Genomic DNA, 25,571 nt, shown 5'->3' on the forward strand with positions numbered 1-25,571 from the left:
AATCCTCGGAAAGGAATTCATGAACACCGTCCCCGCCACCCACCGTGACCTACTCGACGGCGCGAACACGGCGACCCTGAGCACTGTCGGCGCCGACGGCACCCCGCAGGTCACCGCACTGTGGTACCTCGCCGACGGCGGCACCGTCACCACCTCGCTGATGACCAGTCGCCAGAAGTACAAGAACGTCGTCGCGCACCCGAAAGCGACCCTGTTCATCATCGATCCGGACAATCCTTTCCGTACCCTGGAGATCCGCGCGACCACTACCATCGAACCCGATCCCGACCTGGCCCTACTCGACCAGCTCATCCGTCATTACGGCCACGATCCCGACACGTTCCCCGCCCCGCGTGAGAGCCGCGTCGCCCTACGCCTCACCCCGACCCGGGTTGTTGCACAAGGCTGAGATCACCGTTCCCGCAAAGACTGTGCTGCACGCGGCGCGCGCCAGGACCTGCGTAGGATCGCCCCGTCGCCGGTGAAGTGTTGTCTCGAAGCGGATCCCACTCGCATGCCGGCGGGAACTACCGTTGCCGACCCGCGAGGACATGCCTCACCCGATGAGATGGAGAGCCAATGACCATTCCGCAGCGCACGATCGGCGGCCTGACGGTGGGAGCCGTCGGATATGGGGCGATGGGATCCGAGGACACCATCGGCGCGATGGCCGACCTCATCACTGAGGGCAAGGTGCGTCACCTCGGCCTGAGCGAGGCGGCACCGGACACAATCCGGCGGGCGCACGCCGTCCACCCCATCTCCGCCTCAGACCGAATGGTCGCTTTGGTCTCGAGACATCGAGGCCGAGGTGGTTCCTGTCACCCGGGAACTCGGCATCGTGCCCTACAGCCCGCTGGGCAGCGGCAGGCTGACATCGTTCGATGATCTACCGGAGAACGACTACCGGCGCATGATGCCCCGTTTCGCGAGGGAAGTCTTCGACGCCAATCCGACGGTCGTGGCCGTGGTGAAGGACATCGCGGCCGACGTGACACCGTCGGCCGACGAGCTGGAGGAGAGTCGTGCGCACGCGGCGTAGATGTTCGCGCATGGCCGCGCGGCGGCAAGGGACTGCCACGGTCATCGCAGGCCTCCCGTCGTGTGCCGAACCAATCCGGACCAATAAGGTAGGCAGCGACCGTGATCCAGTGCGGGTACAGGGCGCGTGACTTCCCAGTGGAGCACCAACGTAATTCGTTCACGGGTACCACTTCCCTCAGAGCCACGACACCACGTGTAGCACCGACTCAGGACGCCAACGACGAGTGGTTGGCCTCGGCCCACTGCGCGAGCGCGAGCACGGGGCCCGTCGCGAAGGACGTCCCCACGTCCGTCAGCCGATAACGATGCCCCTCATCCTCTTTCGCCACGAGCCGGAAGTCACGTAGTCGGAGCAGCGACTCGTGCAGCGCTTTGTCGCTGATGCCGCCGATCCCGGCCCGCAGGTCGACGCGCCGCAGCGCCCCGTCGCGCAGAGCCGTCAGCACCACCGCATCCCACCGATGCGCGATGAGTTCTACACCCAGCCTGACGAAACAGTCCGCAGCCGGTGGCACCGAATCACTCAATCTGGCACTCCTCGAAGGTCTACCGAATGGTAGGTGTCGCGCAACTAGCGTAACCACACGGGAACCCGAACAGCACACCGGAGGAGTGGAAATGGACAAGTTCGATCGTAGAGTCGTTGTACTCGGCGCCACCGGCCAACAGGGCGGAGCGGTGGTGTCAGCCCTGCTCGACGCCGGTTGGCCCGTGCGCGCAGTCGTCCGCGACCCGTCGGCTGAACGCTCCCTCAGCCTGGCCGGCGCCGGAGTCGACATCGTGGCCGGCGACCTCGGCGATCCCGAGTCGCTGCGCGCGGCGTTTCGGGACGCATATGGCGTCTTCAGCGTGCAGCCCAGCTCCGGCCAGGCCGGGTCCACGGTGACTGACGACGACGAGGTGAGGTTCGGTATCTCGGTGGCGACCATCGCCGAGGAGGCGGGTGTCGAGCATCTCGTCTACAGTTCGGCCATCGCTGCCGGCCCCACCGACACCGGTATCGCCCACTTCGACACCAAGAGTCGGATCGAAGCACACATACGCAGCCTCGACATCGCCGCCACCATCATTCGTCCCGCCAGCTTCATGGAGATCTTGATGTTGCCGGGAATGGGGCTTGCGCAGGGCCAGTTTTCGTTCCTGATGCGCAACGATCAACCGGTGCAGTTCATCGCGGTGCGCGACATCGGGAGGGTCGCTGCCGAGATATTCGACGCACCCGTGGAATTCAGTGATCAGACGCTCGACCTCGCCGGCGACACCCTGACCGGAGATCAGCTGGCTGAGAGCTTCAGCGGCGCCCTGCGACAACCGATCGCCTATCGCCGGATCAGCGATGAGGTGCTGACCGCCAACGATCTTCTGGGCAAACTCGTCGCGGCGGCCGACTCCGGACGGTTGGCCGGCGATGCTGATGTGACTGAACTGCGCGGACGGTTTCCGTTCCTGCTCGAATTCGCACAGTGGCTCGCCGGGCCCGGCGCGGCCTCACTCGCTGCCGCAGTGGCCGACCCGAGCGTCGGAATTGCGCTCCGCTGATACCGCTTCGAGGATTCGGAATTGCCTCGCTGCGATCGCCGCTGGCGAGTAGCCCTCGGGCGGTGTTGACCTATGTCTGCACGCAGCCGACGATCACCCCGGAGTTTTTCTCCTGCGGACTGTGTGGACTGGCAGCGAAGTGACGTGACCCCGAGAAACGAGGAAGCCCCGACCGGGTTTCCCCTGGTCAGGGCCTCATCTGTGTCTCAACCAACACGTCGGGGTGGCGGGATTCGAACCCACGACCTCTTCGTCCCGAACGAAGCACGCTACCAAGCTGCGCCACACCCCGTGGCGTCCTTGCGGACAACCTTGTACAGCCTACCGCCTCGGGGAAGACAGATTAAATCGGCTGGTCAGCCGCACCCGCCATCAGCGTGACCAGGGGGCAGAACACCGTGGCCACGATGTCGTGGATGGCGTCGGCGGTGAGGTCGCCGTTGACCAGGAACTCGTAGCGCGCCATGTCGAACGGCAGCGAGCGGACGCGCTCGGGGAGTAAAGCCGGACCGATCTCGCCGCGCTCTCGGGCCCGGTGCAGGATCGCGTCGCTCAGCGCGACGCCCTTCGTCTGCAGGATGCGCAATGTCCCGGTGCCCGGCGCGGCCGCCGCGTCGGAGAGCACGCCCAGGGCGATGGACCGGCCCATCGATTCGAGGCGGTCGAGGACGAGATGCAGCGTCGCCTCGACATCGCCGGCCAGCGACCCGGTGTCCGCCGCCTGGATGACGTCGTCGCTGGCGCTGGTCAGTGCGGCGACCACCATGTCGAGCCGATGGGGCCACCGCCGGTAGAGCACCGGCTTGCTGGTCTGGGCGCGCCGGGCCACCCCCTCGAAGGTGAGCCCGGAGTACCCGTGCTCGGTCAGCTCGCCGAAGACGGCGCGGTAGATGGCGTCGTCGAGCTCGGTGCCGCGTCGCCGTGTGGCCGCCATCCCACCTCCCGATAAGAAACGTTGCGTATCTCGACAATCGAGGTTAGCATTCGGCCCGTAGGAAACGACTCGTATCTTAAGGGGATCTCATGGCCGCCGAAGCGTCAACCACCCGCGCCCACATCACCCGGACCGTCGTGATCGCCGCGGCTCTCACCGCAGCGCTGTCGATCCTGCTGCTCGCGTTCGCTCTCCCCGGCGTCCACTCGACGCCCAGCGACATCCGCGTCGGGGTGGTCGGATCACCGACCGCGACCGCCGCGATCGAGCGTCCCGTCGACACCGCGCAATCCGGAGCGTTCGACTTCTCGCGCCCCGCCTCCGAGGCCGACGCGCGGACGGCGATCGAGCGCCGTGACCTCGACGGGGCTCTGATAGTGGGCGGCAACGGGATTCGCACCCTGGTCACCACAGCGGGCAGCCCATCGGTCGCCACACTGGTCGAGACGCTGGGGAATCAGGTCGCCCAGCGCAGTGGGTCGACGAGCACCGTCGTCGACGTCCGCGGATTCGGTGGCGGCGACCCGAAGGGCGTCGGATTGGCCGCCGGCGCACTGCCGTTGGCGCTGGGCGGATGGATCGGCGCACTGGTCATCATGATGACCGTCCGCCGTCCCCGCGCGCTGGTGATCACCACCGTCGTGTTCGCCGGTGTCGGAGGCCTGGCGCTCACCGCGATCCTGCGGTTCGTCCTCGGCACCTTCGACGGGCGCTTCTGGCCCACTGCGGCCGCCGCGATGCTGGGGATCGCGGCCACCGCCTTCGGTGTGATCGGACTCCGAACTCTGCTCGGCGCAGCGGGTCTCGGCATCGCCGGCGTCGCGCTGATCGTGCTCGGCAACCCGCTGTCGGGACTCACCAGCTCGCCGGAACTGCTACCCGCCCCGTGGGGCGCCATCGGTCAGTACCTGCCTCCGGGCGCCACCGGGACCCTGCTTCGCAACACCGTGTTCTTCGACGGTCACGCGACCACCCACCCGATCGTGGTCCTCAGCGCGTGGCTGCTGATCGGGCTGGCGTTCTACGCGATCGCCACCGTGCGCGGCCGCGGCGACAACGACAGGGTCGAGGAAATCCTCGACGAGGAGTGGGACATCGAACCGGAGTCGGATCGAGCGGGCGTGCGCTGAGGACTCAGCGTGCGCGCATCCCCGCGGTCAGCGGCGGCAGCGACTGCTCCTCGTCGTACTCGGCGTCGCCATGCGAGACCGGGGTGAGGGTGAGCAGCGTGGCCTCGGGCCGGCAGCAGAAGCGGTACGGCGCATACGGCGAGGTGCCGAGACCGGCGCTGACGTGCAACTTCATCGACGCACCCCAACTCGACGGGCCCTTCACGCGTGACCGGTCGAGTTCGCAGTTGGTGACCAGCGCGCCGAAGAACGGGACACACAGCTGCCCGCCGTGGGTGTGCCCGGCCATCACCAGGTCGTAACCGTCGTCGGCGAACTTGTCGAGCACGCGCGGCTCGGGGGAGTGGGTGAGACCGAGCCGCAGATGCGCCAGCGGATTGGGGCGGCCCGCGACGGTCTCGTAGCGATCGCGATGCAGATGGGGATCGTCGACACCGGCGGCGGCCACGCGGACCCCGGCCACCTCGAGCTCGCGGACGGTGTGGGTCGCGTCGAGCCATCCACGCTCGGTGAACGCGGCGCGAAGATCCTGCCACGGCAACGGCTCGCCGAACGACTTCGTGTGGTTCTTGTTGAAGTACTTCAGCGGGTTCTTCGGGGTGGGCCCGAAGTAGTCGTTGGAGCCGAAGACGAACAGACCCGGCCGCGACAACAGCCCACCGAGGGACTGGATCACCGACGGCACCGCCTGCGGATGGGCGAGGTTGTCGCCGGTGTTGATCACGAGATCGGGTTCGAGCGACTCCAGCTCCGAGACCCACGCCTGCTTGAGGCGCTGACCGGGCAGCATGTGCAGGTCGCTGATGTGCAGCACGCGCAGGGTGCCCGAGCCGGGCTCCAGCACGTTGAGGGTCCGATGTCGCAGCGCGAAGGCGTTGCGCTCGATGAGCGTCGCGTACGCCAGCCCCGCCGTCGCGGCACCGGCTGCCAGTGCTGCGCCCTGCTGGAGTGACGTGAGCCGTGCCGTACCGGCACCGATCCGCGAGAAGTCGACCTCTACCATCCGGCCAGGATACCGATCGTGTCGAGCCGATGGCCACAAGAAAGCCACGGGGTCGCGCGCGATGGCGATTACCGTGGGCGCCATGACCGATTCCCCGCTCAAGCAGAAGCTCCGCACCGACCTCACCGCATCGATGAAGGCCCGCGACACCGACACCACCGCGACGCTGCGCATGATCATCTCTGCGATCGGCGCCGAAGAGGTCTCGGGTACCGAGGCCCACTCGCTGACCGACGAGCAGGTCATCGGCGTGCTGCTGCGGGAGAACAAGAAGCGCGCGGAATCGGCGTCGATCTACGACGAGAACGGCCGCGGCGAACTGGCCGCGAAGGAACGCTCCGAGGCGGAGATCATCTCGCGCTACCTGCCCACCCAGCTCGACGACGCCGGCATCGACACCCTCGTCGCCGACGCCGTCGCCGCGGTGGCCGCCGAGACCGGTGAGGCGCCCACGATGCGACAGATGGGTCAGGTCATGAAGAAGGTGCAGACCGCCGCCGCGGGCGGGGCCGACGGCAAACGCCTGTCGACCGCCGTCCGCGCCGCGCTGGGCTGACCGCCGGAGAGCCCGGTCAGCCGCCCGGGATCACGATCGGCCCGATACCCGGGATCTCGATCGTGGTCGGGGGCAGTCGCGGCCCCCGATCGGGCGCCGGCGTCGAGACGCGTCCCTGACCGTCGCTGACGTAGATCGTCACCGTGCTGCCGGGGATGGCGGTACCCGTGGGCGCGGTACCGGTCACCGTGCCGGCCGATTCCGGGCTGGTGGTGGTCTGCTGATCGACCTTGAAGCCGTTCTCCTGCAGACGCTCCGTCGCCGCGCTCGCGGTGAGACCGACGACGCTGGGGACCCGACCGCGCTCGCTGCCGTTCACGAACTGCGGGTCGGTGGGCGGCAGTTCGGTGGGCCCGAACTTGCCCGCCACCGGCAGGATCGCGTTGTACCAGGTGCGTGCCGGCTCGAAACCGCCGTAGAGGTCGCCGCCGTAGCACTGGCGCAGCGGCGAGGAGCAGATGTCCTCGGGGCTGGTGGTGTCGCCGTAGATGTAGCTGGCGCCGGCGAAGTTGTTGGTGAACCCGAGGAACGCCGAGCTGCGGTGCGCCTCGGTGGTGCCGGTCTTGCCCGACACCGGCAACGTCCACCCGGCCGAGCGGGCGGCGCCCGCCGAGGTGCCGCCGCCACGATCGTCGGCGGACAGCGCGTTGGCCAGCGTGTCGGCCAGACCGCGGTCGACGACCTGCTCACACGCGGGTGGGGTGAACGCGACCGCGGTCATCTCCGGCTGCCCGTTCGCGCCGATCACCGTGTTGCCGTTGCGGTCTCGCTTCTTCTGCGTGATCGACTTGATCGGGTTCGGCGGGCACCACATGCCGTGCGACGCCAGCGTCGCGGCGACATTCGACAGCTCGAGCGGGTTGACGGCGTTGGGGCCCAGGGTGAACGACCCGAAGTTACCCTGCTTGGTGTAGTCGGCGAGGCTCAGATCGCCCTGACCGGAGGTGCCCGGCTGCGCGTAGGAACGCATCCCGAGCTTCACGGCCATGTCGACCGCCGAGGGCACGCCGACCTCGTTGAGCAGCTTCACGAACGCGGTGTTCGGTGACTGTGCAAGAGCGTTGGTGATCGACATCGTGCGCGGGTACCGACCGTCGTTCTTCACGCAGTACGTGTTCACCGGACAGCCGTTGACGCCGCCCGAGGAACCCATGCCCTTGGCCTGATAGGTGCTTGGCACGTCGAGCGACGCCGACGACCCGAGCCCCTTCTCCATCGCCGCGGCAACGGTGAAGATCTTGAACACCGAACCGGCGCCGTCACCGACCATCGAGAACGGTTGCGGCTGCACGGTCTGGTCACGCCGCTGGTCGAGCCCGTAGTTGCGGCTCGAGGTCATGGCCAGCAGATCGTGGGAGGTGGTGCCCGGGCGGATCACGTTCATCACGTTGGCGATACCGGTGAGATCGGGGGCGGCGACCGCCTGCACCGACGCCTTCGTCGCAGCCTGCACCTGCGGATCGAGGGTGGTGGTGATCGTGTAGCCACCACGCAGGGCGGCGTCGCGGGTGATGCCGTTCTCGGCGAGGAACTGCAGCGCGTAATCGCAGAAGAACCCGTTGTCGCCGGAGGAGATGCAGCCCTGCGGCAGCGACCGCGGCTGCGGCAGCACACCGAGCGGCTTGGCCTTGTCGGCCTCGAACTCCGCTGCGCGGTCGGGGAAGTTCTCCTTCATCGTGTCGAGCACGGTGTTGCGACGATCAGTGACACCCGACTCGTTGGTGTACGGGTTGAGCGCCGAACTCGACTGCACCATGCCCGCGAGCATCGCCGACTCGGTGACGTCGAGTTGCTTGGCCGACTTGCCGAAGTACGTCTGCGCCGCCGCCTCGATCCCGTACGCGCCGTTGCCGAACGGGACGATGTTCAGATAGCGGGTGACGATCTCCTTCTTCGCCTCCTGCTTGGCTGCGGCCTGGTCGATGTTCTTGTCGCGCATGGCCTGATCGGTCAGCGTCTGCTCGAGGGTCAACGCCATGCGGACCTCGCGGAGCTTGCGCGCCGGGGTCGTCGCGATGGCGGCCTGGCGGTCGGCCTCGGTGCGCGCGAGCACCAACAGTTGGTAGTTCTTGATGTACTGCTGATCGAGCGTCGACGCGCCCTGCTGCACCTCACCCGACGACGAGTTCTTGAGGAACGCGCGGATGGTGCCCTTCCAGTCGACACCGTCGTGTTCGAGGAAGCGGCGGTCCTCGATCGAGATGATCGCGCGGATCATGTCCGGCGAGATGTCGTCGTAGCCGACCTGCACGCGGCGCTGATCGTAGAGATATGCAATCGGACGACCGGTCGAATCGGTCATCGTGGTCACCTCGGGGACCGTCCCGTCCAGCAGTTCCGAGGACGAGTTCTCGACGGTGGTCGCGGCCTTGTTGGTCAGCAGGCCGAAGCCGCCGGCGAACGGGAACAGCAGGGCGGCGACGAGCACTCCGGCGAGCAGGCAGCAGCCCAGGAGCACCCAGAGGGCCTTCGACCGCTCGGGGCGACGGGTTGTTTCGGACACGACCACAGGATACGGGGTGTCGGGGCCTGCTCCCGTGAGTCGGCGTCACAACGCCCCTGCTTGGACGGCCGTCCCACTGTGCCGGTTCCCCCCGACTTGACTGTCTGTCTCGGTAATACCTAGATTGATGTACCGAATGTGACTCACGTAACATTCGAGTCCTAAAGTGGCGGGGCTTGCCTCGCGAACGATTTCTAGAAGCGGACAGGGGTTCCCCATGGCGAACGCGGCAGTGACCACCGGTGAGACCGAAGCTCGACTCGCGTGGGTATCGCAGGCCAGGTGTCGGGGTGGCAACCCCGACGAGCTCTTCGTCCGCGGGGCGGCGCAGCGCAAGGCCGCCACCATCTGCCGCCACTGCCCCGTGCAGCTCGAATGCGGAGCCGACGCCCTCGACAACCGTGTCGAGTTCGGCGTGTGGGGTGGCATGACCGAGCGTCAGCGGCGCGCACTGCTGCGCCAGCACCCCGAGGTCACCTCGTGGGGCGAGTTCTTCGAGAGCCAGCGCCGCCGTCACGCCGACGCGGTCTGACTCTCTTTTTCTTCTCTACGGCGTCACGACGACGCCGCGCGGCCCGGTCCGCCGAGAATCTGCTCGGCGACCGCGCGCAACGCCTGCCGGTCGGCGACCTCGAACGGCAGCGACGGCACGCCGACGATCGGCACCCCCGGGTGTGACGTGGTGAAACGCCGCAGCAGGTTCAGCTCCCGCCGCCCGGTGGTGGTGCGTTCGGCGTGGATCGCCAGCACCGCCCGCGTCAGTCCGTCATCCACGTGATCGAGCGCGGTGCGCGCGGCGTCGGCCGAGATCGACGTCAGGTTCGGATGCGTGCGGTTGAGGATGAGACCGGCGAGCGGCATCTTCTCCTCCGACAAGCGGTCCACGAAGAACGCCGCCTCGCGCAGAGCGTCGGGCTCGGCGGAGGCGACGACCACGAACTGGGTGCCCGGTCGCTTGAGCAGGTTGTAGGTGGTGGTGGCGCGTTCCTGGAAGCCGCCGAACATCGCGTCGAGTGACTGGACGAACGCCGACACGTCACGCAGGGTGTCGCCGCCGACGATGGTCGACACGCCGCGCATCGCGAGACCCACGACACCGGTGACGACACGGCCCACGCCGCGTCCACCGCCCATGAGGATCTTCATCAGGCGGCCGCTCATGAACGTGCCCAGTCGGGCCGGCGCATCGAGGAAATCGAGTGCGTTGCGCGACGGCGGGGTGTCGACGACGACGAGATCCCACTTGTCGAGCGCGAGCAGCTGACCGAGCTTCTCCATCGCCATGTACTCCTGCGTGCCGGAGAACGAGGTCGCGACGGTTTGGTAGAAGGAGTTGTTCATGATCGCCTCGGCGCGGTCGGGCGTCGAATACTGCGTCACCATCTCGTCGAACGTCCGACGCATGTCGAGCATCATCGCGTCGAGCGAACCCGGTCCGTCGATGTCGACCGGCTGCGGCTCGTTGGTCAGCTCCGACATCCCCAGCGACTGCGCGAGGCGTCGCGCCGGGTCGATGGTCAACACGACCACCCGGCGCCCCTGTTCGGCGGCATGCACGGCCATCGCCGCGGCCGTGGTGGTCTTGCCGACCCCACCCGCGCCACAGCAGATGACGACCTTGGTGTCGGCGGAGCCGAGCACCGTTCCCATGTCGAGTTCGGCGACCATCAGGCACCCGTCCGTTCCAGCAGGGCGGAGATCTCGTAGATCCCGCCGAGGTCGACACCGTCGTCATAGGAGGGGATCTCGACCGTCGCGATGTCCACCTCGTCGAGTTCGGCCTTGGCCACCTGCTGGGCCTGCACCCGGCTGGCGTGTTCGATCGATTCGGTGAGCAGCCCCTGCAGATCGGCCTCGGTGACGGTGAGGCCCGCGGCGGCGAGTTCGGCGGCGATCGTCTCGGCATCGACGACCCCCTCGGCCACGGCGTCGATCTGATCGTCGGCCAGATGCGGCGGTGCGACACGATTGACGATGAGCGCGCCGACGGGCAGGTTCTTGCCGCGCAACTCCTTGACCGCCTCGATCGTCTCCTGGATCGGCATCGCCTCGAGCAGGGTCACCAGATGGACCGCGGTCAGCTCGGAGTGCAGCAGGTTCGCGACACCGTCGCTCTGGTTGCGGATGGGACCGGTCTTGGTGAGATCGGCCATCGCGGTGGTGACGTCGAGGAAGTTGCCGATGCGGCCCGTGGGCGGCGCGTCGACCACGACGGCGTCGAAGACCTGCGCCCCGGACTTGTCGGTGCGCACCACGCACTCCTTGATCTTGCCGGTCAGCAACACGTCACGCAGACCCGGCGCGACGGTGGTCACGAAGTCGATGGCGCCGATGCGCCGCATCGCGCGGCCGGCGAAGCCGAGGTTGTAGAACATGTCGAGGTACTCGAGCAGGGCGTGCTCGATGTCGATGGCGAGCGCGGTGACCGTGCCGCCGCCCTCGGCGGTGGCGACGCGGGTCTCGGTCGGCGGCAGCGGCGGGATGTCGAACAGCTGCGCGATGCCCTGACGGCCCTCGCACTCGACGAGCAACACCTTCTTGCCGCCGGCGGCCAACGCGAGGGCGAGGGATGCGGCGACCGTGGTCTTGCCGGTGCCGCCCTTGCCGGAGACGAAGTGCAACCGGGCCGAGCGCGCCGACGCGGGCCACGTGGAGCCGCCCGCGGGGTCGGGGGAGGCGTCGGGGCCGTCGTGGTGCGCACCCTGGGCGGATTCAACTGACACGTAGCAACCATATCCACCCGGCGAGGGCCGATAGGGTGAGTGCCATGAGTGAACTGACCGCCTGGGAATACGCCACCGTGCCGCTACTGACCCACGCCACCAAGCAGATCCTCGACACCTGGGGTGTCGACGGCTGGGAGCTGGTCAGCGTGCTGCCCGGGCCGACCGGCGAGCAGCACGTCGCCTACCTGAAGCGCCCGAAGGGCTGAGCGCGATGTCGTACACGCAGCACTCGTGGAGCGAGCGCCTGGCCGAGCTCGGTATCGAGCTGCCGAAGGTGGTCGCGCCGCTCGGTGTCTACTACCCGGCGGTGCGCTCGGGGAACATGGTCTACACCTCGGGACAGTTGCCGATGGTCGACGGTGAGCTGGCGGTGCACGGCAAGGTGTCCGAGGGTGCCGAGGGTGTGGTGCGGCCCGAGCAGGCCCGCGACGCCGCGCGTCTGTGCGCGCTGAACGCCCTCGCCGCGGTCAACGGCCTCGTCGGACTCGATGCGGTGGTGCGCGTGGTGAAGGTGACCGGCTTCGTCGCCTCGGCACCCGGGTTCACCGGTCAGCCCGGTGTGCTCAACGGTGCGTCGGACCTCCTGGGTGAGGTGTTCGGCACCGCCGGCCACCACGCCCGCTCGGCGGTGGGTGTCGCCGAACTCCCGCTCGGTGCGCCGGTCGAGGTCGAGATCATCGTCGAGGTCGGAGAACTCTGATCCACGCGAGTCGGAGAACTCTGATCCACGCGAGTCGGAGACCTCTGATCCACGCGAGTCGGAGACCTCTAGTTCTCCTGACCGGTCAGGCCTCGCGGAGATAGGTGAGCTGGGCCTTGACCGACATGCGGGCAGCGGGCCACAACTTCTTGTCGACGTCGCGGTAGACCTTGCGGACCACCTTCATCGGTTTCGCCTGTGCCGGGGTCAGTTCGAGGTCGGCGAGTGCGGCCCGGATCTGGTCGAGGCGTTCCTCGCGGTGGGTCTTGTAGAACCGTGCGACGGGGATGAGGTCGGGGTGGTCGGGGCCGTGTCCGGGCAGCAGGGCGCATCCCTCGCCCTCGACGATGAGTCGGTTCAGTGAGTTGAGGTAGTCGCGCAGGGTGCCGTCGCTGGGGTCGAGGACGGTGGTGCCCGAACCGAGGATCGTGTCGCCGGTGACCATGGCGCGGCCGATGACCCGTGTCGGTTCGGTGGCGGCGGTGTTCGCGGGGTCGCCCTTGGCGAGGTGCTCGACGAGGAAGCTCGTGGAATCCGCGGTGTGGCCGGGGGTCAGCAACACGGTGATGCGCAGTCCTGCGGCCTCGATCACCTCACGGTCGGCGAGGATCGCGCCGTCGCGGCAGTGCGCCTCGGTGCGGGCGCGCACCGGTGCGCCGGTCATCTTGTGGAAGCGCTTGATCGCGTCGGTGTGATCGGCGTGGCGATGGGTGATGAGCACCAGTGCGACATCGCCGGTCTCGGCGACCCGCTTCAGGTGCTTGCGGTGGGCGCGGGGACCGGGGTCGATCACGACGCAGTCGGTGTGCCCGGGTGCCTGCAGGACCCACGTGTTGGTCCCCTCGAGCTCCATCATCCCCGGGTTCTCACACAGCACCACTGAGGCGAACGCGGTCACGGGACGGCGGATTTCGTACGCGGGATGCTTGGGCGCGGTCATGCGACGAACGCTACCGGGTCCGGTGATGGGAGCACCTGCGCGTTCACAGCCCACTGACAGTGGCGCGCAATGTTCCTGCCAGTCGGCATCCCTACTTTCGCAGTTGTGCGGAGATGGTCCGCAGCAGGTGCCGGTCTCGGCGCAGGACAACAGGAGTGATCGTGAACATCAAGAAGGCAGCCACATCCACCATCGCAGCGGGATTCGTCGGTGCCGCCATGCTCGGCCTCGGCGTGACCGCCGGAACCGCGAGTGCCGCGCCGGTCGCCCCGAACACCCACACCCAGCAGCAGGTGCAGCCACAGCGGCAGCAGCCCCAGCGCGAGGTGACCATCACCCGCCCGAACTACCGTCCGTTCACCTACCGCGGCGCGCACGTGACCCCGCGCTACGACGTCGCCCGCGGCCAGTGGGGATTCCAGTTCGACCGCACCTTCGTGCACGTGGTGCTCGCGCGCCGCTGACCGCGCGCCCGCACAGACGGGCGACACCAGAACTCGGCGGCGTCGGGTGCGCACCCCCGCAGACGTACCCGACACCGCCGATCACCGGACAACCCGGCAGACCCCGTCCGTCTGCCGGGTTGTTCTGGTCCGCGGGCCGGTTCGGTTGCCGTGGAATAGCCGTGCCGTTCGGGGGTTGAAGGGGCCATGACACGCACGGTGGTGGCCCGCGGGTACGGCGGCCCGGAGAACCTCGCCCTGATCGACGAACCCGACTGCGAACCCGGCGCCGACGAGGTGGTGGTCCGGGTCGCCGCGATCGGCGTGAACCCCATCGACCACAAGCTCTACAGCGGCGCGTTCGGTAGCGATCCCGACGGCCTGCCGGTCCGCCTCGGGAACGAGGCCGCCGGAACCGTCGTCGAGGTGGCCGACGGGGTGTCGGGACCGACCGGCCCGATCGCGGTGGGCGACATGGTGGTGGTCTACCCGGTCGACGGCGCCTACACCGACCGGATCGTCGCGCCGGCCGGGTCGATCCTGCACATCCCGGCCGGCGTCTCGGTCGAGCAGGCGGCTGGGCTCCTCGCGGTGGGCGTCACCGCCTACTACCTCATCCGCACGGCCGGTGTCACCGGCGACGACACCGTCGTGGTGCACGGCGGGACGGGTGCCGTCGGGTCGCTCGCGGTGCAGATCGCCGTCGCGGCCGGCGCCCGCGTGATCGCGACCGGGCGTCTCGACAACCACGCGGCGATCGAGGCCCTCGGCGCAACTGCGGTGGCCTACGGCGACGGTCTGCTCGATCGTCTGCGCGCCGCGTCTCCCGACGGATACACCGTGGCCCTCGACGCCGCCGGCACCGACGAGGCGATCGACGCATCCCTCGAACTCGTCGCCGAGCGGTCCCGGATCGTCAGCATCGTCGCGTTCGGTCGGGCGGGCGACGGGATCGTGGTCATCGACGGCAGTTCGGAGAGCAGCCGACGGATCCGGTCGGAGACGCGGACGACGCTGCTGGATCAGCTCGCCGCCGGTGACATCACCGTCACCACCGCGAAGACGTTCCCCCTCGCCGACGCCGCCGATGCACACCGTGAGCTGCAGAGCTCGCACCCGCGCGGGAAGTTCCTGCTCATCCCCTGACGCCCGGTCCCGGGGTGGCGCGACGTCAGCCGACGGCGTGGGCGATCCGGTCGAGGACTGTCTGGATGTGCAGACCGCGACGCGCGTCGCACGGGTGGTCGGCGCCGGTCGCCACGGCGTCGAGGAACTCGTCGACCAGGACGGCGAAGCACTCGGGTGATGGCGTGCTCCGGTCGGTGAGCTCCACGACACCGTCGGGGCCGTGGACGCGGAACTGACTGATGGTGGGCCGCGCCGGAACTCGCAGCGACAGCTGCATCGCGGTGCGCGCGCCGGACTCGTGCACCAGCGACACCGACCAGACGTCAGAGCCGCGGTCGACCGAGGCGGCCTCGACGTCGACGACCGGACCCAGGGCGCGATCCATGAGGTCGACCACGTGGGGCCCGACGTCGAGCAGTGCGCCGCCCTCGACCCGCCACTGCGACGAGGAGTAGCGACCCCCGAGCAGTGCGCCCGACAGCCACACACCGAGGCCGCCGGTGAAGGTCCCGGCGTCGACGGCGTCGAGGAACGCGCGGGTCTCCGGGGCGAACCGTCGCGTGAACGTCACGATCGATCGCACCCCGGCCTCGGCGACGGCGTCGACGACCGCGCTCGCGTCGGCAAGCGTGCCGGCGATGGGCTTGTCGAGGATGACGTGTTTCCCGGCGCGTGCGGCCTCGATCGCCAACGGCGCCTGGGCCTGTGGGGGTACGGCGAACGACACCGCGTCGTTCGCCGCGAGCAACTCGGCGAAGGTGTCGAACCGCGGCACGGGCACGTCGGCCGCCGCCTCGGGGCGTCGGGTCCACACGCCGGTCAGTGTCACGCCCGGATGTGCGGCGAGAGCGGGGATGTGGGTGTCGCGAGCCCAGGGCCCGCCTCCGACGACAGCGATGCGCATGCCGAGAACCTACGCCGCGCCCGCATTCCGCTGTCGCAGCCAGTCGAGCCATGCGCTCATGCCGTCGCCGGTCTTCGCGCTCAGCGGCAGGATCGCCGCGGTGGGGTTGGCCTCGCGGACCGCGCCGATGTAGTCGTCGAGGTCGATGTCGAGGTGGGGGACCAGGTCGATCTTGTTGATCACCACCACATCGACGCTGCGGAACATCACCGGGTACTTCTGGGGCTTGTCGTCGCCCTCGGTCACCGACCACACCATCGCGCGGCGGTGCTCGCCGACGTCGAACTCGGCCGGGCACACCAGGTTCCCGACGTTCTCGATCACCACGAGGTCGAGCTCGTCGAGGTCGAGGCCCTGCAGCGCCCGGTTCACCATCGGGGCGTCGAGGTGGCATTCGCCGCCGAAACCCTCGGAGGTGTTCAGCAGCGACACCTGCGCCCCGCGGCCCGCCAGGCGCGCCGCATCGAGGTCGGTCGCGATGTCGCCCTCGATGATCCCGACGCGTATCTCGTCGGCGATGGCGTCGAGCGTCGCCTCGAGCAGGGTCGTCTTGCCCGATCCCGGTGAGCTCATGAGATTCACCGCGGTCACCCCCGCTGCGGCGAACGCGGCGCGGTTGATCTCGGCGCGGTGGTCGTTCTCGCCGAAGATCGCGTCGAGGACGTCGACCCGCTCGCGACCGGTGTCGTACCCGGACATGTCGTCGTGGTCGTGGTCGTGGTCGTGGTCGTGCGTGTGCCCGACACCGTCATCGTGTCGGTGGAACCTGCCCATGAGCGTCTCCTAGTGTGCGGCCGATCGTGCCGAGACCGCATGCGGCGGAACCCATCCGCCGAACGCCTTCTCGAGTTCGAGCGCGACGGCGATGGTGACGTTGTCGTTGCCGGGTTGCGAGGCGACCTGCACGCCGACGGGCAGATTGCGGGGACTGAACCCCAGCGGCACCTCGGTGACCGCCATGCCCAGCATGTTGAAGATCGCGGCCCCGCCGAACAACCACGGCCGGGCGAGGGTGCCGTGGTGGAACGGGGCGGGTTGCGGCAACGGCGGGTGCAGCATCACGCCGTCGCCGATGGCGGCGGCGACCTCGTCGGCCAGATCGCGCGCGAACTTGTCGAGCAGTTTGCGTGCCGGGGGCGGCAACAGTTCGGGCAGGCGGTCGCCGATCATCGCGAGCTGCAGCTGAAGGCTGTTGGCGCGCAACACAGCCGGGGTGAGGTGGCGTTGGGGTGTCTCGCCGAAGGAGTCGAAGAGGTTCATCACCGACGTACCCGCGTGGCGCCGCAGTTCCATGAGGTAACTCGCGATGACGCGACGCATCGCCGGCATCGGCTGCCACACGACATCGGCGCCGCGTTCGGCGAGCGCTTCACCCGCAGCGTCGCGGGCGTCGCGCACCGAGCGGTCCATCGGACGCAGGTAGCTCGACTTGGTGGGGATCACCACGCGCAGACCCTCGAGATCGACCGCATCGATCGAGCCGCACCGCCGTCCGTCGGCGTCGTCGGCGAGGATCCGCAGGAGTGGCATCAGGTCGGACGCACGACGGGACATGGGTCCGAGTGTCTCGAGGAGATCGACCTCCTCCTCGCCCGACAGCGAGGGGATCGATTCGTTCGCGGGCACCAGGCCGGGCGAGGGCTTGTGGCCGAAGACGCCGCAGTAGAACGACGGGATGCGGATGGATCCGCCGGTGTCGCCGCCGACGCCGAACGGGATGCCACCGCCGCCGATGGCCGATCCCTCGCCGCCGGACGATCCGCCCGACACCCGTCGGACGTCGTACGGGTTGGAGGTGCGGCCGTAGACGCTGTTGGTGCTCTCGATGCCCAGACACAGTTCGGCGGTGTTGGTGACACCGACGACGATGGCACCGGCACGTCGAAGACGTTGCACCGCAATCGCATCGACGTCGGCGATGATACCCGCGCGACTCGACAGACCCGCGGTGTGCGGCATCCCGGTGACCGGGATGGACTCCTTGATCGTGCAGGGCACGCCGAGCAGCGGGCGGTCGGGATCGGCTTTCGTGCCGGCGGAGTCGACGGCGTCGGCCTCGGCGAGCGCGGCGTCGAAGCGGTCGCGCGCGATCGCGCCGAACTCGGCACGGGACCGCAGCGTGTCGATGTGGAACTGCACGACCCGCCGTGAGGTGGTGCGACCATCGGCGATCGCCTCGGCCAGCTCGAACGCCGACGCGGTGCCGATCCAGTCGTCGTCCACTGTGGTGGGGGCGTCAGGGCGTCGGGCACGAGGGTGTGTCACATCTCGACCCTAGTGGAGAAGTGACGCTGAGATCGTCCGTCTCGACGACCACCTCCGGCACCATGCCGGAGGTGACGCCGTGCTCGGACGATCCCGGTCGACGCCGCCGAGGCTCAGCGGGCGCGTCGGGCGAGACGCTCGGAGTCGGCGATGAGGACGCTCTTGCCCTCGAGCCGCAGCCAGCCGCGCTGCGCGAAGTCGGCGAGCGCCTTGTTCACCGTCTCGCGGGAGGCGCCGACGAGTTGGGCGATCTCCTCCTGCGTGAGGTCGTGGGTGACGCGCAGGGCGCCGGCCTCCTGGGTGCCGAACCGCTGGGCGAGCTGAAGAAGCTGCTTGGCGACACGACCGGGGACGTCGGTGAAGATGAGGTCGGCGAGGTTGTTGTTGGTGCGGCGCAGGCGGCGGGCCAGCACGCGCAGCAGCTGCTCGGCGATCTCGGGGCGGTCGGCGATCCACGCCTTGAGCGCGTCACGGTCCATCGACACCGCGCGGACCTCGGTGACCGTGGTCGCCGAGGAGGTGCGGGGGCCGGGATCGAAGATCGACAGCTCACCGAACATGTCCGACGGACCCATGATGGTGAGCAGGTTCTCGCGTCCGTCGCCCGACCGGCGACCGACCTTCACCTTGCCGCTGAGGATGATGTAGAGCCGGTCGCCCGGTTCGCCCTCGTTGAAGATGACATGTCCGCGCGGGAAATCGACGGGCTGGAGTTGCTTGGTGAGTGCGGCGACCGCGCTCGGCTCGACTCCTTGAAAGATGCCGGCCCTCGCCAGTACTTCCTCCACGTACGCCCCTTCCTAGGGTGCTGCGGCGGGTCGTGCCCGCGACAAATTGCTCGGCAGTGTTGGATTTGTCACCACGCCACGGCTGAGTCTACGGCCAAGAGTGTGAACGGGACCGGAGAACGTCGACAACGTCGCCACCTGCGTCGTTCACCGGGGCGACAGGGGTGTCCCGCGCGGTCGGATGGTTCAGCTCGCGCGGACCGTCGGGGCCGCGGAGATGGGCGCCTCGTCCTCCACGGGATCGCGGCGGGCGCGGAACTCGTCGAGTGCCGCGGGGAAGCCATCGGTGGCCAGTGTCCCCACCTGTTCCGGGGCGGCGCCGGCGAGGAATTCCTCGACGTCGTCGCGGGTCACGCTGTCGTCGTCTATCTGGTGTTCCATCTTCTCCATGGCCAGCGCGAAGAGCATGAGCACTGCGGGGAAGAGCAGTACCGCGAGTCCGTGCATGTGCAGTAGTGAACACGACGGAGGTCTCGGTGGGGCAACGAAACCTGCGGGTGGAACACAAGCGTTACCTCCCGCGCGTCGGACCCGACCCGACCGGCTCGGTCCGGAGCTGATCGGAGGCTGAAGATCTGATCGGCGACCACGGCGGATGCCGTCGGGGGCCGATCGGCGCTCAGTAGTCTGTTGCAGGTGAGCAGCGATCAAACCCCGACGACACCGGCCGGCACGACCGGTCGCCGCCGTCCGACCGCCGCGGCACGGGGCACCGAGACCCGTACCGGACTGGTCCGTCGTGCACGTCGGATGGATCGCACCCTGCAGACGGCGTTCCCGCACGTGTACTGCGAACTCGACTTCACCACCCCGCTGGAGCTGTCGGTCGCGACGATCCTCTCGGCGCAGTGCACCGACGTCCGCGTCAACCTCACCACCCCGGCGCTGTTCGCCCGCTACCCCGATGCCGCCGCCTACGCAGGCGCCGACCGCACCGAACTCGAGGAGATGATCCGCTCGACCGGCTTCTACCGGAACAAGGCGACGTCGATCATCGGACTGGGCCAGGCCCTGCTCGAACGGTTCGACGGCGAGGTGCCCGGCCGTCTCGAGGACCTCGTGACCCTGCCGGGCTTCGGACGCAAGACCGCGAACGTGGTGCTCGGCAACGCTTTCGGGATCCCCGGCATCACGGTCGACACCCACTTCGGGCGCCTGGTGCGGCGCTGGAACTGGACCACCGAGACCGATCCGGTGAAGGTCGAGCACGCCGTCGGGGAGCTGATCGAGCGCAAGAACTGGACCGATCTGTCCCACCGCGTGATCTTCCACGGCCGACGCGTGTGCCATGCCAAGAAGCCGGCCTGCGGCGTGTGCGTGCTGGCGAAGGACTGCCCGTCGTTCGGTGAGGGCCCGACCGAGACCGAGAAGGCCGCGGCCCTGGTCAAGGGACCCGAGACGGCGCATCTGCTCGCCCTGGCCGGGATCTGAGACGACCCATGAGATCCGGTCTGCAACGCATCCCTGCGTCCGCTCGATGGTCGATCGCCGCCCTCGTGGTGGTCATCGCACTGATCGTCGCCATCTGGCCTCGCGACACCTCGTCACCCGACGGCGCGTTGAGCGCGGGTCAGCAGACCACCGCGGGCCCCATCCCCGGCGCCAGTGCATCGGTGAGCCCGGGTGACCTCGACGCCGCCCGTGCCCGTGCCGCACTCGCACCGTGTCCCGCCGGCACCGGTCCGGCGCCCTCGACCTCGGCGCTCGCCGGCGTCACCGTGCCCTGCCTGGGCGCCCCCGGCGACGTCGACATGGGTGCGGCGACCGCCGGACGACCGCTGCTCGTCAATTTCTGGGCGCCGTGGTGCCTGCCGTGTCGTCGCGAACTGCCGACCGTCGCCGCGTTCGCCGCCTCGGCGGCGGGCAAGGTCGACGTCCTCGCCGTGCAGGCCAAGGAGGGGTCGGAGAACCCCGTGCTCGCGCTGGGTCTGCTGAGCGAGATCGACGTACGGCTGCCGTCGGTGGTCGACACACAGGCGAAGATCGCCGCGGCCCTGGGTATCCCGCGTGCCTACCCGGTGTCGGTGCTCGTGCGGGCCGACGGCAGCGTCGCGAAGGTGCTCCCGACGGTGTTCACCGACGAGAAGTCCATTGCCGACGCGGTCGACCGTTACCTGGGCGTCGCCCTGTGAGTCCCCGATCCGGGGGACGTGACCACGACGCAGGTGTGGAGGCCGGACCGTTGGTCGACACCGACGCCATCCCGGCGTGGCTGCGCCCCCTCACCGACAACGTCGACGGCGTCACCGACAGCGTGAACAACCGCGGCGGCGACCGGACCCGACTGGTGCAGGCCGCATTCCGGCGCGGGTCGCGACCGGCGGCGGTGCTCGTGTTGTTCGGAGGCGTCTTCGACAGCGAGGACGGCCAGGGCCCGCCCGCTGACGCCGACGTGCTGCTCACCCAGCGTGCGACGACCCTGCGCAATCATGCCGGCCAGGTCGCCTTCCCCGGTGGTGCACGCGATCCCGGCGACGACTACCCGGTGGGTACCGCGCTGCGTGAGGCGCAGGAGGAGACGGCCCTCGACCCGGACGAGGTCCGTGTCGTCGCCCGCCTGCAGTCGTTCCCGGTCCCGCCCTCGGGCTTCGACGTGATTCCCGTGATCGCCTGGTCGCCCGATCCCGGCGCGGTGCGCGCGGTCGATCCCGGCGAGACCGCGCGCGTGGTGCGCGTGCCGATCGCGGAGATGATCGATCCGGCAAATCGTTTCCAGGTGCAGCGCTCGGTGATGGGTGGCCGCGTCTACCGGGGGCCGGCGTTCTGGGTCGCGGACATGCTCGTGTGGGGTTTCACCGGCGGTCTGCTCGACGCCATCTTCGACACCGCGGGATGGACCGTCCCGTGGGACACCGACGACGTGCGTGACCTCGCGGACATGCTCGAGAAGACAGGACAGCGATGAGCGGTTCGGGTTGGGTCGATCTCGTGGTGATCGCGATCGCGTTGCTCGCGGCCGCCTCGGGGTTCCGGCAGGGTGCGGTTGCGTCGGCGCTCGCGTTCGTCGGCGTCGTGCTCGGCGCGATCGCGGGAATCCTGTTGGCGCCACACCTCATCGACCACATCGACGATCGCCGGTGGCGCCTGGTCGTGGGCGTCGGGCTGCTGGTGGTGCTCGTCGTCATCGGCGAGGCCTCGGGGATGATCCTCGGCCGCGCCGCCCGCGGCGGCATCCGATCGCTGATGGTGCGTCGCGCCGACAGCGTGATCGGTTCGCTGCTGCAGGCCGTCGCCGTCCTCATCGCGGCGTGGTTGCTCGCGATCCCGGTGAGCAGTTCGGCCGAACCCACCATCGCCAACGCCGTGCGCGGGTCGAAGGTGCTCGGCGGGGTTGACGACGTCGCACCCGCGTGGCTCCGGCAGCTCCCGAGCGACTTCAGCTCCCTGCTCGACGACTCCGGGCTGCCCGAGGTCATCGGACCGTTCGGTCGCACGCCGGTCACCAGCGTGGACCCGCCCGACACGGGTCTGCTCACACTGCCGGTCATCTCGCAGGTCCGTCCGAGCGTGGTGAAGATCGAGGGTGTGGCCCCCAGCTGCAACCAGGCGCTGGAGGGCAGCGGGTTCGTCGTGTCGCCCGAGCGCGTGATGACCAACGCCCACGTGGTCGCGGGCACGCGATCGCTGCGGGTGCAGTCGAACGACGGTGCGCTCGATGCGAAGGTCGTGCTGTTCGACCCCGACAACGACATCGCCATCCTCGACGTCCCGGGCCTCACCGCGCCGGCGCTGAGCTTCGCCGATCGCAACGCCTCCACCGGCACCGATGCCATCGCGCTCGGCTACCCCGAGGCCGGCCCGTTCACCGCGAGCGCCGAGCGCATCCGTGAGGTGGTGAACCTGTCGGGTCCCGACATCTACCGCGACGGGGAGGTCAAGCGCGAGGTGTACACCGTGCGCGGATCGATCCGACAGGGCAATTCCGGTGGCCCGCTGATCGACACCGACGGCCGGGTGCTCGGTGTGGTGTTCGGTGCGGCCGAGGACACCGCGAGCGAGACCGGCTTCGTGCTCACCGCCGATCAGGTGCAGGCCAATCTGCGGGCGTCGGAGAACCTCACCGCGGCGGTCGACACGCAGTCGTGCGTGCACGCCTGATGCGTGCGTGGCTACAGCGTGAGTCGCAGGTGGTGGTCGAGTAGCTCGATCACCCGGTCGGGGTTCTCCTCGTGCGCGTAGTGCCCGCTGGCGTCGATCTCGGCATAGGTCATCCGCGACGCGAAATACCTGCTGGCCGAGAGGGTCTCGGCGTGGATGTACCGGTCGTCGCGACCGCGGGCGGCGAGCACCGGGATGTTGAGGCGCCGGTTCATCAGCGTCATGAACTTGGCGCCGTCGCGCCGGAACTGAGACCGGAACGCCCAGCGGCGGTACTCCAGACTGCAGAACGCGACACCCGGTATCTGCACCGCGGATCGGTTGCGCCGCATCATCTCGGCGAACTCGTCGGTGCGTGCGAACGCGGGTGTGGTGCGCTCGGTGAACATCGTCTCGATGAAGGCCCCGTCGTCGCGGGTCAGTGTCTTCTCGGCGGTGCGGGGCAGCTGGTTGCCGAGGAACTCGCCCATGAACGCCGACCGCTGAGGGCCGTTGCGCAGCACCGCATGCCGTAGGGCCCGCGGGTGGGGCGAGCCGATCACGGCGATCGAGGTGACGGCGCGGGGATGCAGGGTCGCGGTGGCCCAGGCGACGAGTCCGCCGTCGGCGTGACCGACCAGCGCGGCCTCGGTGTGTCCGAGCGCCCGCACGAGGGCGTTGGTGTCGCCGGCCAGCGTCCACCCGTCATAGCCGCGCGGAGGTTTGTCGGTGTCGCCGTAGCCGCGCAGATCGAGTGCGACCGCCCGGAACCCGGCGGCGTCGAGCGCGGTCAGCTGGTGTCGCCAGCTCCACCAGAATTCCCCGAACCCGTGCAGCAGGAGCACCAGCGGCCGATCGGTCTGCCCGGAGCCACACTCGACGGCGTGGAAGCGGATGCCGTTGGCCCGCACGTCGAGATCGACCCACGGGCCGTCGATCCGCGCGGTCGACGGGTCGGGAGCGGTCACCGGTGGCTCGGAATCGGTCGGCTGGGGGTCGGTCGGCTCGGGATCGTCAGATCAGCGGCGCGGAGCGGCGCCGATGCCGCCGGGGAGATCCACCGGCGCACCTTTGTCGCCACCGGGCAACACGCTGGGGAGCGCCTTGGCCGAGTCGATGGTCTTCTTCGGGGCCCGCACCCGCTTGAACACGATGAAGCCGACCACGCCCACGACGATCGCGACCACCAGGAGGATCAGGAACACGATCCCGAAGGCGGCCCAGCGGGGGAGCCACTCGTCGAGGAGTTCGGCGAGGAAGAAGAAGAAGAAAAAGCTGGAGTAGAGCGCGACGACGGCGGCGACGATGAACAGCCCCGCGCCGATCGCGCCCTTCTTGACCTCGCCGACGATCTCGGTCTTGGCCAGCTCGACCTCGGCGCGCACCAGCGTCGACATGTGCGAGGTCGCGTCCTTCACCAGGCCGCCGATGGACTGCTCGGCCGGGTTGTGCGGATCGCTCAGCGGTATCGAGGAGACGTTTCTGCCGACGTGATCGGATGCACGGTCGTCCAGGCTCACAGCTGTTCCTCCATATGCGGGTCGGGCTACGGCCTCATCGTGCCATGTCCTTCATCGTGTCATGTAGCTGTGGTGTTCGGCGGCGGCGGACCGTTCACGGCGTCCCGCCGCCGCCGGCCCTCACGCGTTCGCTCCGGTGAGGGAGCGGACGACGGAGGCGGCGGGCTTGGCGGCCCACGCGTCGGTGTAGACGCCGAACGTGCTCTCCGCGTCGGTGGTGTCGGCGGAGTTGCGGTCGACGAGGGTGTAGATGAACGCCGGCCCCGCATAGGACAGGGTGCGCCAGGTCATCACGAAATCATTGATGAAGTCGGCCTGCGTAGCGGCGCTGACCTGCATCGTCGACAGTCCGTATTCGGTGGCCCAGATCTTCTTCGCCGAGTCGCCGTGGGAGACCATCAGATTGCGGATGTCGTTGACCTGGTTCAACGGTGAGTTCGCGAGCGTCGCGCCCTGGGAGAACTTCGTGGAGTTCTGATACGGGTGGAACGACAGGGCGTCGAACGTGCCCGCAGCGCCCGCGGCGTACATCTGCGAGACGAAGTCGACCGGGTTCAGGGTGTAGCCGCCCCAGGTGACCACCGAGCCCAGCACTCCGCCGATGACGACGGCCGAGGGGTTGGCCGCCTTGATCTTCGGGTAGGCCGCGGCGAGGAGCTTGGTGTAGCCGACGGGGTCGGGCGCAGGGGCGTAGCTGATGGCGCCGTTCGGCTCGTTCCAGACCTCGTAGGCGGAGATCGCCGAGGAGTAGCGCGATGCGAGCGTGCCCATGAAGGCGCCGAGATCGGCGGGGGCGGTGGGCGGCTGATAGACGCTGGTGTTCGCGGGGCGAGCCCAGGTGGGCGTCGTGGTGACGACGGCGAGCACCCCCATCCCGCGTGCCGCGGCGGCGTTGATCATGGTGTCGACGCCTCCCCACGTGTACTGGCCCTTCGTGGTCTCGACCGCCGCCCACGGGACCACCAGGCGGACGTTGCGGACCCCCAGCGCGGCGGTCTCGTCGAGGTGCTTGGCGATCGCGGTCGGGTCGTTGTACGAGAAGTACATATCGCTGTCGGCGATGCCGAGGGTCGTCGACGCGGCGGTGACGGTCGCGGTGTTCGCGATGGCTGCCGGGGGACGAACGGTCGCCGATCCGAAGGCCATCACCCCGAGACCGAGTACCGCGATCAGTGCGATCGACAATGATCGGACAATGTCGCGAAGAGAGACTTGTCGCGTGATGCGCATTTCTGGACTCCATTCCGGTGAACCCCCCGGAAGAATTCAAGTCAAACAAATCGCGGCGGCGAAAAGAAAGTGGTCTCGCTGAATTACATGCGTGTCGTGCGAGTTATTCGGCATGAAATGACAAGAATTTTGTACAGAATC

General features: G+C 68.7%; 28 protein-coding genes, 1 tRNA gene and 1 pseudogene. 14 read left to right on the forward strand and 16 right to left on the reverse strand.

Features of this window, described 5'->3' with window-relative positions; genetic code table 11:
* The first annotated feature begins 19 nt into the window (after positions 1 to 19).
* Together ASG12_RS04010 and ASG12_RS22040 are read left to right on the forward strand one after the other, a co-directional pair.
* Entirely contained in the window at positions 20 to 409 is a 390-nt protein-coding gene (locus ASG12_RS04010) for a PPOX class F420-dependent oxidoreductase (RefSeq protein WP_055785461.1), read from the forward strand.
* 239 nt (positions 410 to 648) lie between these two features.
* Positions 649 to 994 (forward strand): annotated as a pseudogene (locus ASG12_RS22040) (aldo/keto reductase); the annotation flags it as partial.
* A gap of 256 nt (positions 995 to 1,250) precedes the next feature.
* Here the strand turns inward: ASG12_RS22040 and ASG12_RS04020 are convergent.
* Entirely contained in the window at positions 1,251 to 1,571 is a 321-nt protein-coding gene (locus tag ASG12_RS04020; protein ID WP_055785465.1) for a winged helix-turn-helix transcriptional regulator, read from the reverse strand.
* A gap of 91 nt (positions 1,572 to 1,662) precedes the next feature.
* On the opposite strand from ASG12_RS04020, the gene ASG12_RS04025 reads away from it, so the two are divergent.
* Positions 1,663 to 2,583, forward strand: a complete 921-nt coding sequence (locus ASG12_RS04025) for an NmrA/HSCARG family protein (RefSeq protein WP_055785468.1) — start codon at positions 1,663 to 1,665, stop codon at positions 2,581 to 2,583.
* A gap of 218 nt (positions 2,584 to 2,801) precedes the next feature.
* On the opposite strand, the gene ASG12_RS04030 is transcribed toward ASG12_RS04025, so the two are convergent.
* Positions 2,802 to 2,875, reverse strand: a tRNA-Pro gene (locus ASG12_RS04030).
* 51 nt (positions 2,876 to 2,926) lie between these two features.
* A complete protein-coding gene (locus tag ASG12_RS04035; RefSeq protein WP_055785471.1) occupies positions 2,927 to 3,517 on the reverse strand; it encodes a TetR/AcrR family transcriptional regulator in 591 nt (196 codons plus the stop codon).
* An 89-nt stretch (positions 3,518 to 3,606) separates the two neighbouring features.
* Here ASG12_RS04035 and ASG12_RS04040 point away from each other — a divergent pair, with 89 nt between their 5' ends.
* Positions 3,607 to 4,647 (forward strand): hypothetical protein, encoded by a 1,041-nt coding sequence (locus tag ASG12_RS04040; RefSeq protein WP_055785473.1) that lies wholly within the window; start codon positions 3,607 to 3,609, stop codon positions 4,645 to 4,647.
* Between the two features lie 4 nt (positions 4,648 to 4,651).
* Here the strand turns inward: ASG12_RS04040 and ASG12_RS04045 are convergent, their stop codons facing one another.
* Positions 4,652 to 5,650: a metallophosphoesterase gene (locus tag ASG12_RS04045; RefSeq protein ID WP_055785476.1), complete on the reverse strand. Its 999-nt coding sequence runs from the start codon at positions 5,648 to 5,650 to the stop codon at positions 4,652 to 4,654.
* Between the two features lie 82 nt (positions 5,651 to 5,732).
* Between ASG12_RS04045 and ASG12_RS04050 the strand changes: the two genes are divergently transcribed.
* Positions 5,733 to 6,206, forward strand: coding sequence for a GatB/YqeY domain-containing protein (locus ASG12_RS04050; RefSeq protein WP_055785479.1), 474 nt, complete (start codon positions 5,733 to 5,735; stop codon positions 6,204 to 6,206).
* Between the two features lie 16 nt (positions 6,207 to 6,222).
* Here ASG12_RS04050 and ASG12_RS04055 read toward each other — a convergent pair whose 3' ends face one another.
* The gene (locus tag ASG12_RS04055) at positions 6,223 to 8,709 is read right to left on the reverse strand and encodes a transglycosylase domain-containing protein (RefSeq protein ID WP_055787603.1); all 2,487 of its coding nucleotides are present in this window, start codon (positions 8,707 to 8,709) and stop codon (positions 6,223 to 6,225) included.
* 217 nt (positions 8,710 to 8,926) lie between these two features.
* Between ASG12_RS04055 and ASG12_RS04060 the strand changes: the two genes are divergently transcribed.
* Positions 8,927 to 9,241, forward strand: a complete 315-nt coding sequence (locus tag ASG12_RS04060) for a WhiB family transcriptional regulator (protein WP_045821468.1) — start codon at positions 8,927 to 8,929, stop codon at positions 9,239 to 9,241.
* A 23-nt stretch (positions 9,242 to 9,264) separates the two neighbouring features.
* Here ASG12_RS04060 and ASG12_RS04065 read toward each other — a convergent pair whose 3' ends face one another.
* A complete protein-coding gene (locus ASG12_RS04065; protein ID WP_045821469.1) occupies positions 9,265 to 10,377 on the reverse strand; it encodes an ArsA family ATPase in 1,113 nt (370 codons plus the stop codon).
* Positions 10,377 to 11,432: an ArsA family ATPase gene (locus ASG12_RS04070; protein WP_055785483.1), complete on the reverse strand. Its 1,056-nt coding sequence runs from the start codon at positions 11,430 to 11,432 to the stop codon at positions 10,377 to 10,379. The genes ASG12_RS04065 and ASG12_RS04070 overlap by 1 nt, the downstream gene beginning before the upstream one ends.
* A 44-nt stretch (positions 11,433 to 11,476) precedes the next feature.
* On the opposite strand from ASG12_RS04070, the gene ASG12_RS21945 reads away from it, so the two are divergent.
* Positions 11,477 to 11,641 carry a hypothetical protein gene (locus ASG12_RS21945; RefSeq protein ID WP_188486393.1) on the forward strand — a complete coding sequence of 55 codons (165 nt, stop codon included), beginning with the start codon at positions 11,477 to 11,479 and terminating at the stop codon, positions 11,639 to 11,641.
* A gap of 5 nt (positions 11,642 to 11,646) precedes the next feature.
* Positions 11,647 to 12,135 carry a RidA family protein gene (locus ASG12_RS04075; protein WP_055785487.1) on the forward strand — a complete coding sequence of 163 codons (489 nt, stop codon included), beginning with the start codon at positions 11,647 to 11,649 and terminating at the stop codon, positions 12,133 to 12,135.
* An 85-nt stretch (positions 12,136 to 12,220) separates the two neighbouring features.
* Here ASG12_RS04075 and ASG12_RS04080 read toward each other — a convergent pair whose 3' ends face one another.
* A complete protein-coding gene (locus ASG12_RS04080) occupies positions 12,221 to 13,075 on the reverse strand; it encodes an MBL fold metallo-hydrolase (RefSeq protein WP_055785489.1) in 855 nt (284 codons plus the stop codon).
* A gap of 161 nt (positions 13,076 to 13,236) precedes the next feature.
* On the opposite strand from ASG12_RS04080, the gene ASG12_RS04085 reads away from it, so the two are divergent.
* On the forward strand, positions 13,237 to 13,539 hold the full coding sequence (locus tag ASG12_RS04085; RefSeq protein WP_156377909.1) for a hypothetical protein: 303 nt from the start codon (positions 13,237 to 13,239) through the stop codon (positions 13,537 to 13,539).
* A gap of 186 nt (positions 13,540 to 13,725) precedes the next feature.
* On the forward strand, positions 13,726 to 14,664 hold the full coding sequence (locus ASG12_RS04090; RefSeq protein ID WP_055785494.1) for a quinone oxidoreductase family protein: 939 nt from the start codon (positions 13,726 to 13,728) through the stop codon (positions 14,662 to 14,664).
* 25 nt (positions 14,665 to 14,689) lie between these two features.
* On the opposite strand, the gene ASG12_RS04095 is transcribed toward ASG12_RS04090, so the two are convergent.
* The 5 genes from ASG12_RS04095 to ASG12_RS04115 form a co-directional block, all read right to left on the reverse strand.
* Entirely contained in the window at positions 14,690 to 15,550 is an 861-nt protein-coding gene (locus tag ASG12_RS04095; RefSeq protein ID WP_055785500.1) for a Gfo/Idh/MocA family protein, read from the reverse strand.
* 9 nt (positions 15,551 to 15,559) lie between these two features.
* Entirely contained in the window at positions 15,560 to 16,324 is a 765-nt protein-coding gene (hypB, locus tag ASG12_RS04100; protein WP_055785502.1) for a hydrogenase nickel incorporation protein HypB, read from the reverse strand.
* Positions 16,325 to 16,333: 9 nt separating this feature from the next.
* Positions 16,334 to 17,815: an amidase gene (locus tag ASG12_RS04105; protein WP_082501617.1), complete on the reverse strand. Its 1,482-nt coding sequence runs from the start codon at positions 17,813 to 17,815 to the stop codon at positions 16,334 to 16,336.
* A 113-nt stretch (positions 17,816 to 17,928) separates the two neighbouring features.
* Complete coding sequence (locus ASG12_RS04110; protein ID WP_045821488.1) at positions 17,929 to 18,603, reverse strand: Crp/Fnr family transcriptional regulator; 675 nt, start codon at positions 18,601 to 18,603, stop codon at positions 17,929 to 17,931.
* A gap of 186 nt (positions 18,604 to 18,789) precedes the next feature.
* Positions 18,790 to 19,050 (reverse strand): hypothetical protein, encoded by a 261-nt coding sequence (locus ASG12_RS04115; protein WP_055785506.1) that lies wholly within the window; start codon positions 19,048 to 19,050, stop codon positions 18,790 to 18,792.
* Between the two features lie 303 nt (positions 19,051 to 19,353).
* Here ASG12_RS04115 and nth point away from each other — a divergent pair, with 303 nt between their 5' ends.
* The 4 genes from nth to ASG12_RS04135 are packed head-to-tail and all read left to right on the forward strand — an operon-like array spanning position 19,354 to position 22,701.
* Positions 19,354 to 20,034, forward strand: coding sequence for an endonuclease III (nth, locus tag ASG12_RS04120; RefSeq protein ID WP_055787605.1), 681 nt, complete (start codon positions 19,354 to 19,356; stop codon positions 20,032 to 20,034).
* A gap of 8 nt (positions 20,035 to 20,042) precedes the next feature.
* Positions 20,043 to 20,735, forward strand: a complete 693-nt coding sequence (locus ASG12_RS04125) for a TlpA family protein disulfide reductase (protein ID WP_055785508.1) — start codon at positions 20,043 to 20,045, stop codon at positions 20,733 to 20,735.
* Positions 20,732 to 21,508 (forward strand): NUDIX hydrolase, encoded by a 777-nt coding sequence (locus tag ASG12_RS04130; RefSeq protein ID WP_235456023.1) that lies wholly within the window; start codon positions 20,732 to 20,734, stop codon positions 21,506 to 21,508. The genes ASG12_RS04125 and ASG12_RS04130 overlap by 4 nt, the downstream gene beginning before the upstream one ends.
* The gene (locus ASG12_RS04135) at positions 21,505 to 22,701 is read left to right on the forward strand and encodes a MarP family serine protease (protein WP_055785513.1); all 1,197 of its coding nucleotides are present in this window, start codon (positions 21,505 to 21,507) and stop codon (positions 22,699 to 22,701) included. Before ASG12_RS04130 ends, ASG12_RS04135 begins: the two co-directional genes overlap by 4 nt.
* An 11-nt stretch (positions 22,702 to 22,712) precedes the next feature.
* Here the strand turns inward: ASG12_RS04135 and ASG12_RS04140 are convergent, their stop codons facing one another.
* From ASG12_RS04140 to ASG12_RS04150, 3 genes are all read right to left on the reverse strand, one after another.
* A complete protein-coding gene (locus ASG12_RS04140; protein WP_055785516.1) occupies positions 22,713 to 23,648 on the reverse strand; it encodes an alpha/beta fold hydrolase in 936 nt (311 codons plus the stop codon).
* A gap of 51 nt (positions 23,649 to 23,699) precedes the next feature.
* Positions 23,700 to 24,200 carry a phage holin family protein gene (locus ASG12_RS04145; protein ID WP_055785519.1) on the reverse strand — a complete coding sequence of 167 codons (501 nt, stop codon included), beginning with the start codon at positions 24,198 to 24,200 and terminating at the stop codon, positions 23,700 to 23,702.
* Positions 24,201 to 24,320: 120 nt separating this feature from the next.
* Positions 24,321 to 25,385, reverse strand: coding sequence for a cellulase family glycosylhydrolase (locus ASG12_RS04150; protein WP_055785523.1), 1,065 nt, complete (start codon positions 25,383 to 25,385; stop codon positions 24,321 to 24,323).
* Between the last annotated feature and the right edge of the window lie 186 nt (positions 25,386 to 25,571).

Origin of the sequence: Williamsia sp. Leaf354 (assembly GCF_001424365.1) — a bacterium.
GTDB lineage: Bacteria > Actinomycetota > Actinomycetes > Mycobacteriales > Mycobacteriaceae > Williamsia_A.

Excerpts from the sequence above, each read along its gene's own strand:
- ASG12_RS04010 (WP_055785461.1), top strand. The coding sequence starts at position 20 with ATGAACACCGTCCCCGCCACCCACCGTGACCTACTCGACGGCGCGAAC.
- ASG12_RS04025 (WP_055785468.1), top strand. The coding sequence starts at position 1,663 with ATGGACAAGTTCGATCGTAGAGTCGTTGTACTCGGCGCCACCGGCCAA.
- ASG12_RS04035 (WP_055785471.1), bottom strand. The coding sequence starts at position 3,517 with ATGGCGGCCACACGGCGACGCGGCACCGAGCTCGACGACGCCATCTAC.
- ASG12_RS04040 (WP_055785473.1), top strand. The coding sequence starts at position 3,607 with ATGGCCGCCGAAGCGTCAACCACCCGCGCCCACATCACCCGGACCGTC.
- ASG12_RS04045 (WP_055785476.1), bottom strand. The coding sequence starts at position 5,650 with ATGGTAGAGGTCGACTTCTCGCGGATCGGTGCCGGTACGGCACGGCTC.
- ASG12_RS04050 (WP_055785479.1), top strand. The coding sequence starts at position 5,733 with ATGACCGATTCCCCGCTCAAGCAGAAGCTCCGCACCGACCTCACCGCA.
- ASG12_RS04060 (WP_045821468.1), top strand. The coding sequence starts at position 8,927 with ATGGCGAACGCGGCAGTGACCACCGGTGAGACCGAAGCTCGACTCGCG.
- ASG12_RS04065 (WP_045821469.1), bottom strand. The coding sequence starts at position 10,377 with ATGGTCGCCGAACTCGACATGGGAACGGTGCTCGGCTCCGCCGACACC.
- ASG12_RS21945 (WP_188486393.1), top strand. The coding sequence starts at position 11,477 with ATGAGTGAACTGACCGCCTGGGAATACGCCACCGTGCCGCTACTGACC.
- ASG12_RS04075 (WP_055785487.1), top strand. The coding sequence starts at position 11,647 with ATGTCGTACACGCAGCACTCGTGGAGCGAGCGCCTGGCCGAGCTCGGT.
- ASG12_RS04080 (WP_055785489.1), bottom strand. The coding sequence starts at position 13,075 with ATGACCGCGCCCAAGCATCCCGCGTACGAAATCCGCCGTCCCGTGACC.
- ASG12_RS04090 (WP_055785494.1), top strand. The coding sequence starts at position 13,726 with ATGACACGCACGGTGGTGGCCCGCGGGTACGGCGGCCCGGAGAACCTC.
- ASG12_RS04095 (WP_055785500.1), bottom strand. The coding sequence starts at position 15,550 with ATGCGCATCGCTGTCGTCGGAGGCGGGCCCTGGGCTCGCGACACCCAC.
- hypB (WP_055785502.1), bottom strand. The coding sequence starts at position 16,324 with ATGGGCAGGTTCCACCGACACGATGACGGTGTCGGGCACACGCACGAC.
- ASG12_RS04115 (WP_055785506.1), bottom strand. The coding sequence starts at position 19,050 with ATGCACGGACTCGCGGTACTGCTCTTCCCCGCAGTGCTCATGCTCTTC.
- nth (WP_055787605.1), top strand. The coding sequence starts at position 19,354 with ATGGATCGCACCCTGCAGACGGCGTTCCCGCACGTGTACTGCGAACTC.
- ASG12_RS04125 (WP_055785508.1), top strand. The coding sequence starts at position 20,043 with ATGAGATCCGGTCTGCAACGCATCCCTGCGTCCGCTCGATGGTCGATC.
- ASG12_RS04135 (WP_055785513.1), top strand. The coding sequence starts at position 21,505 with ATGAGCGGTTCGGGTTGGGTCGATCTCGTGGTGATCGCGATCGCGTTG.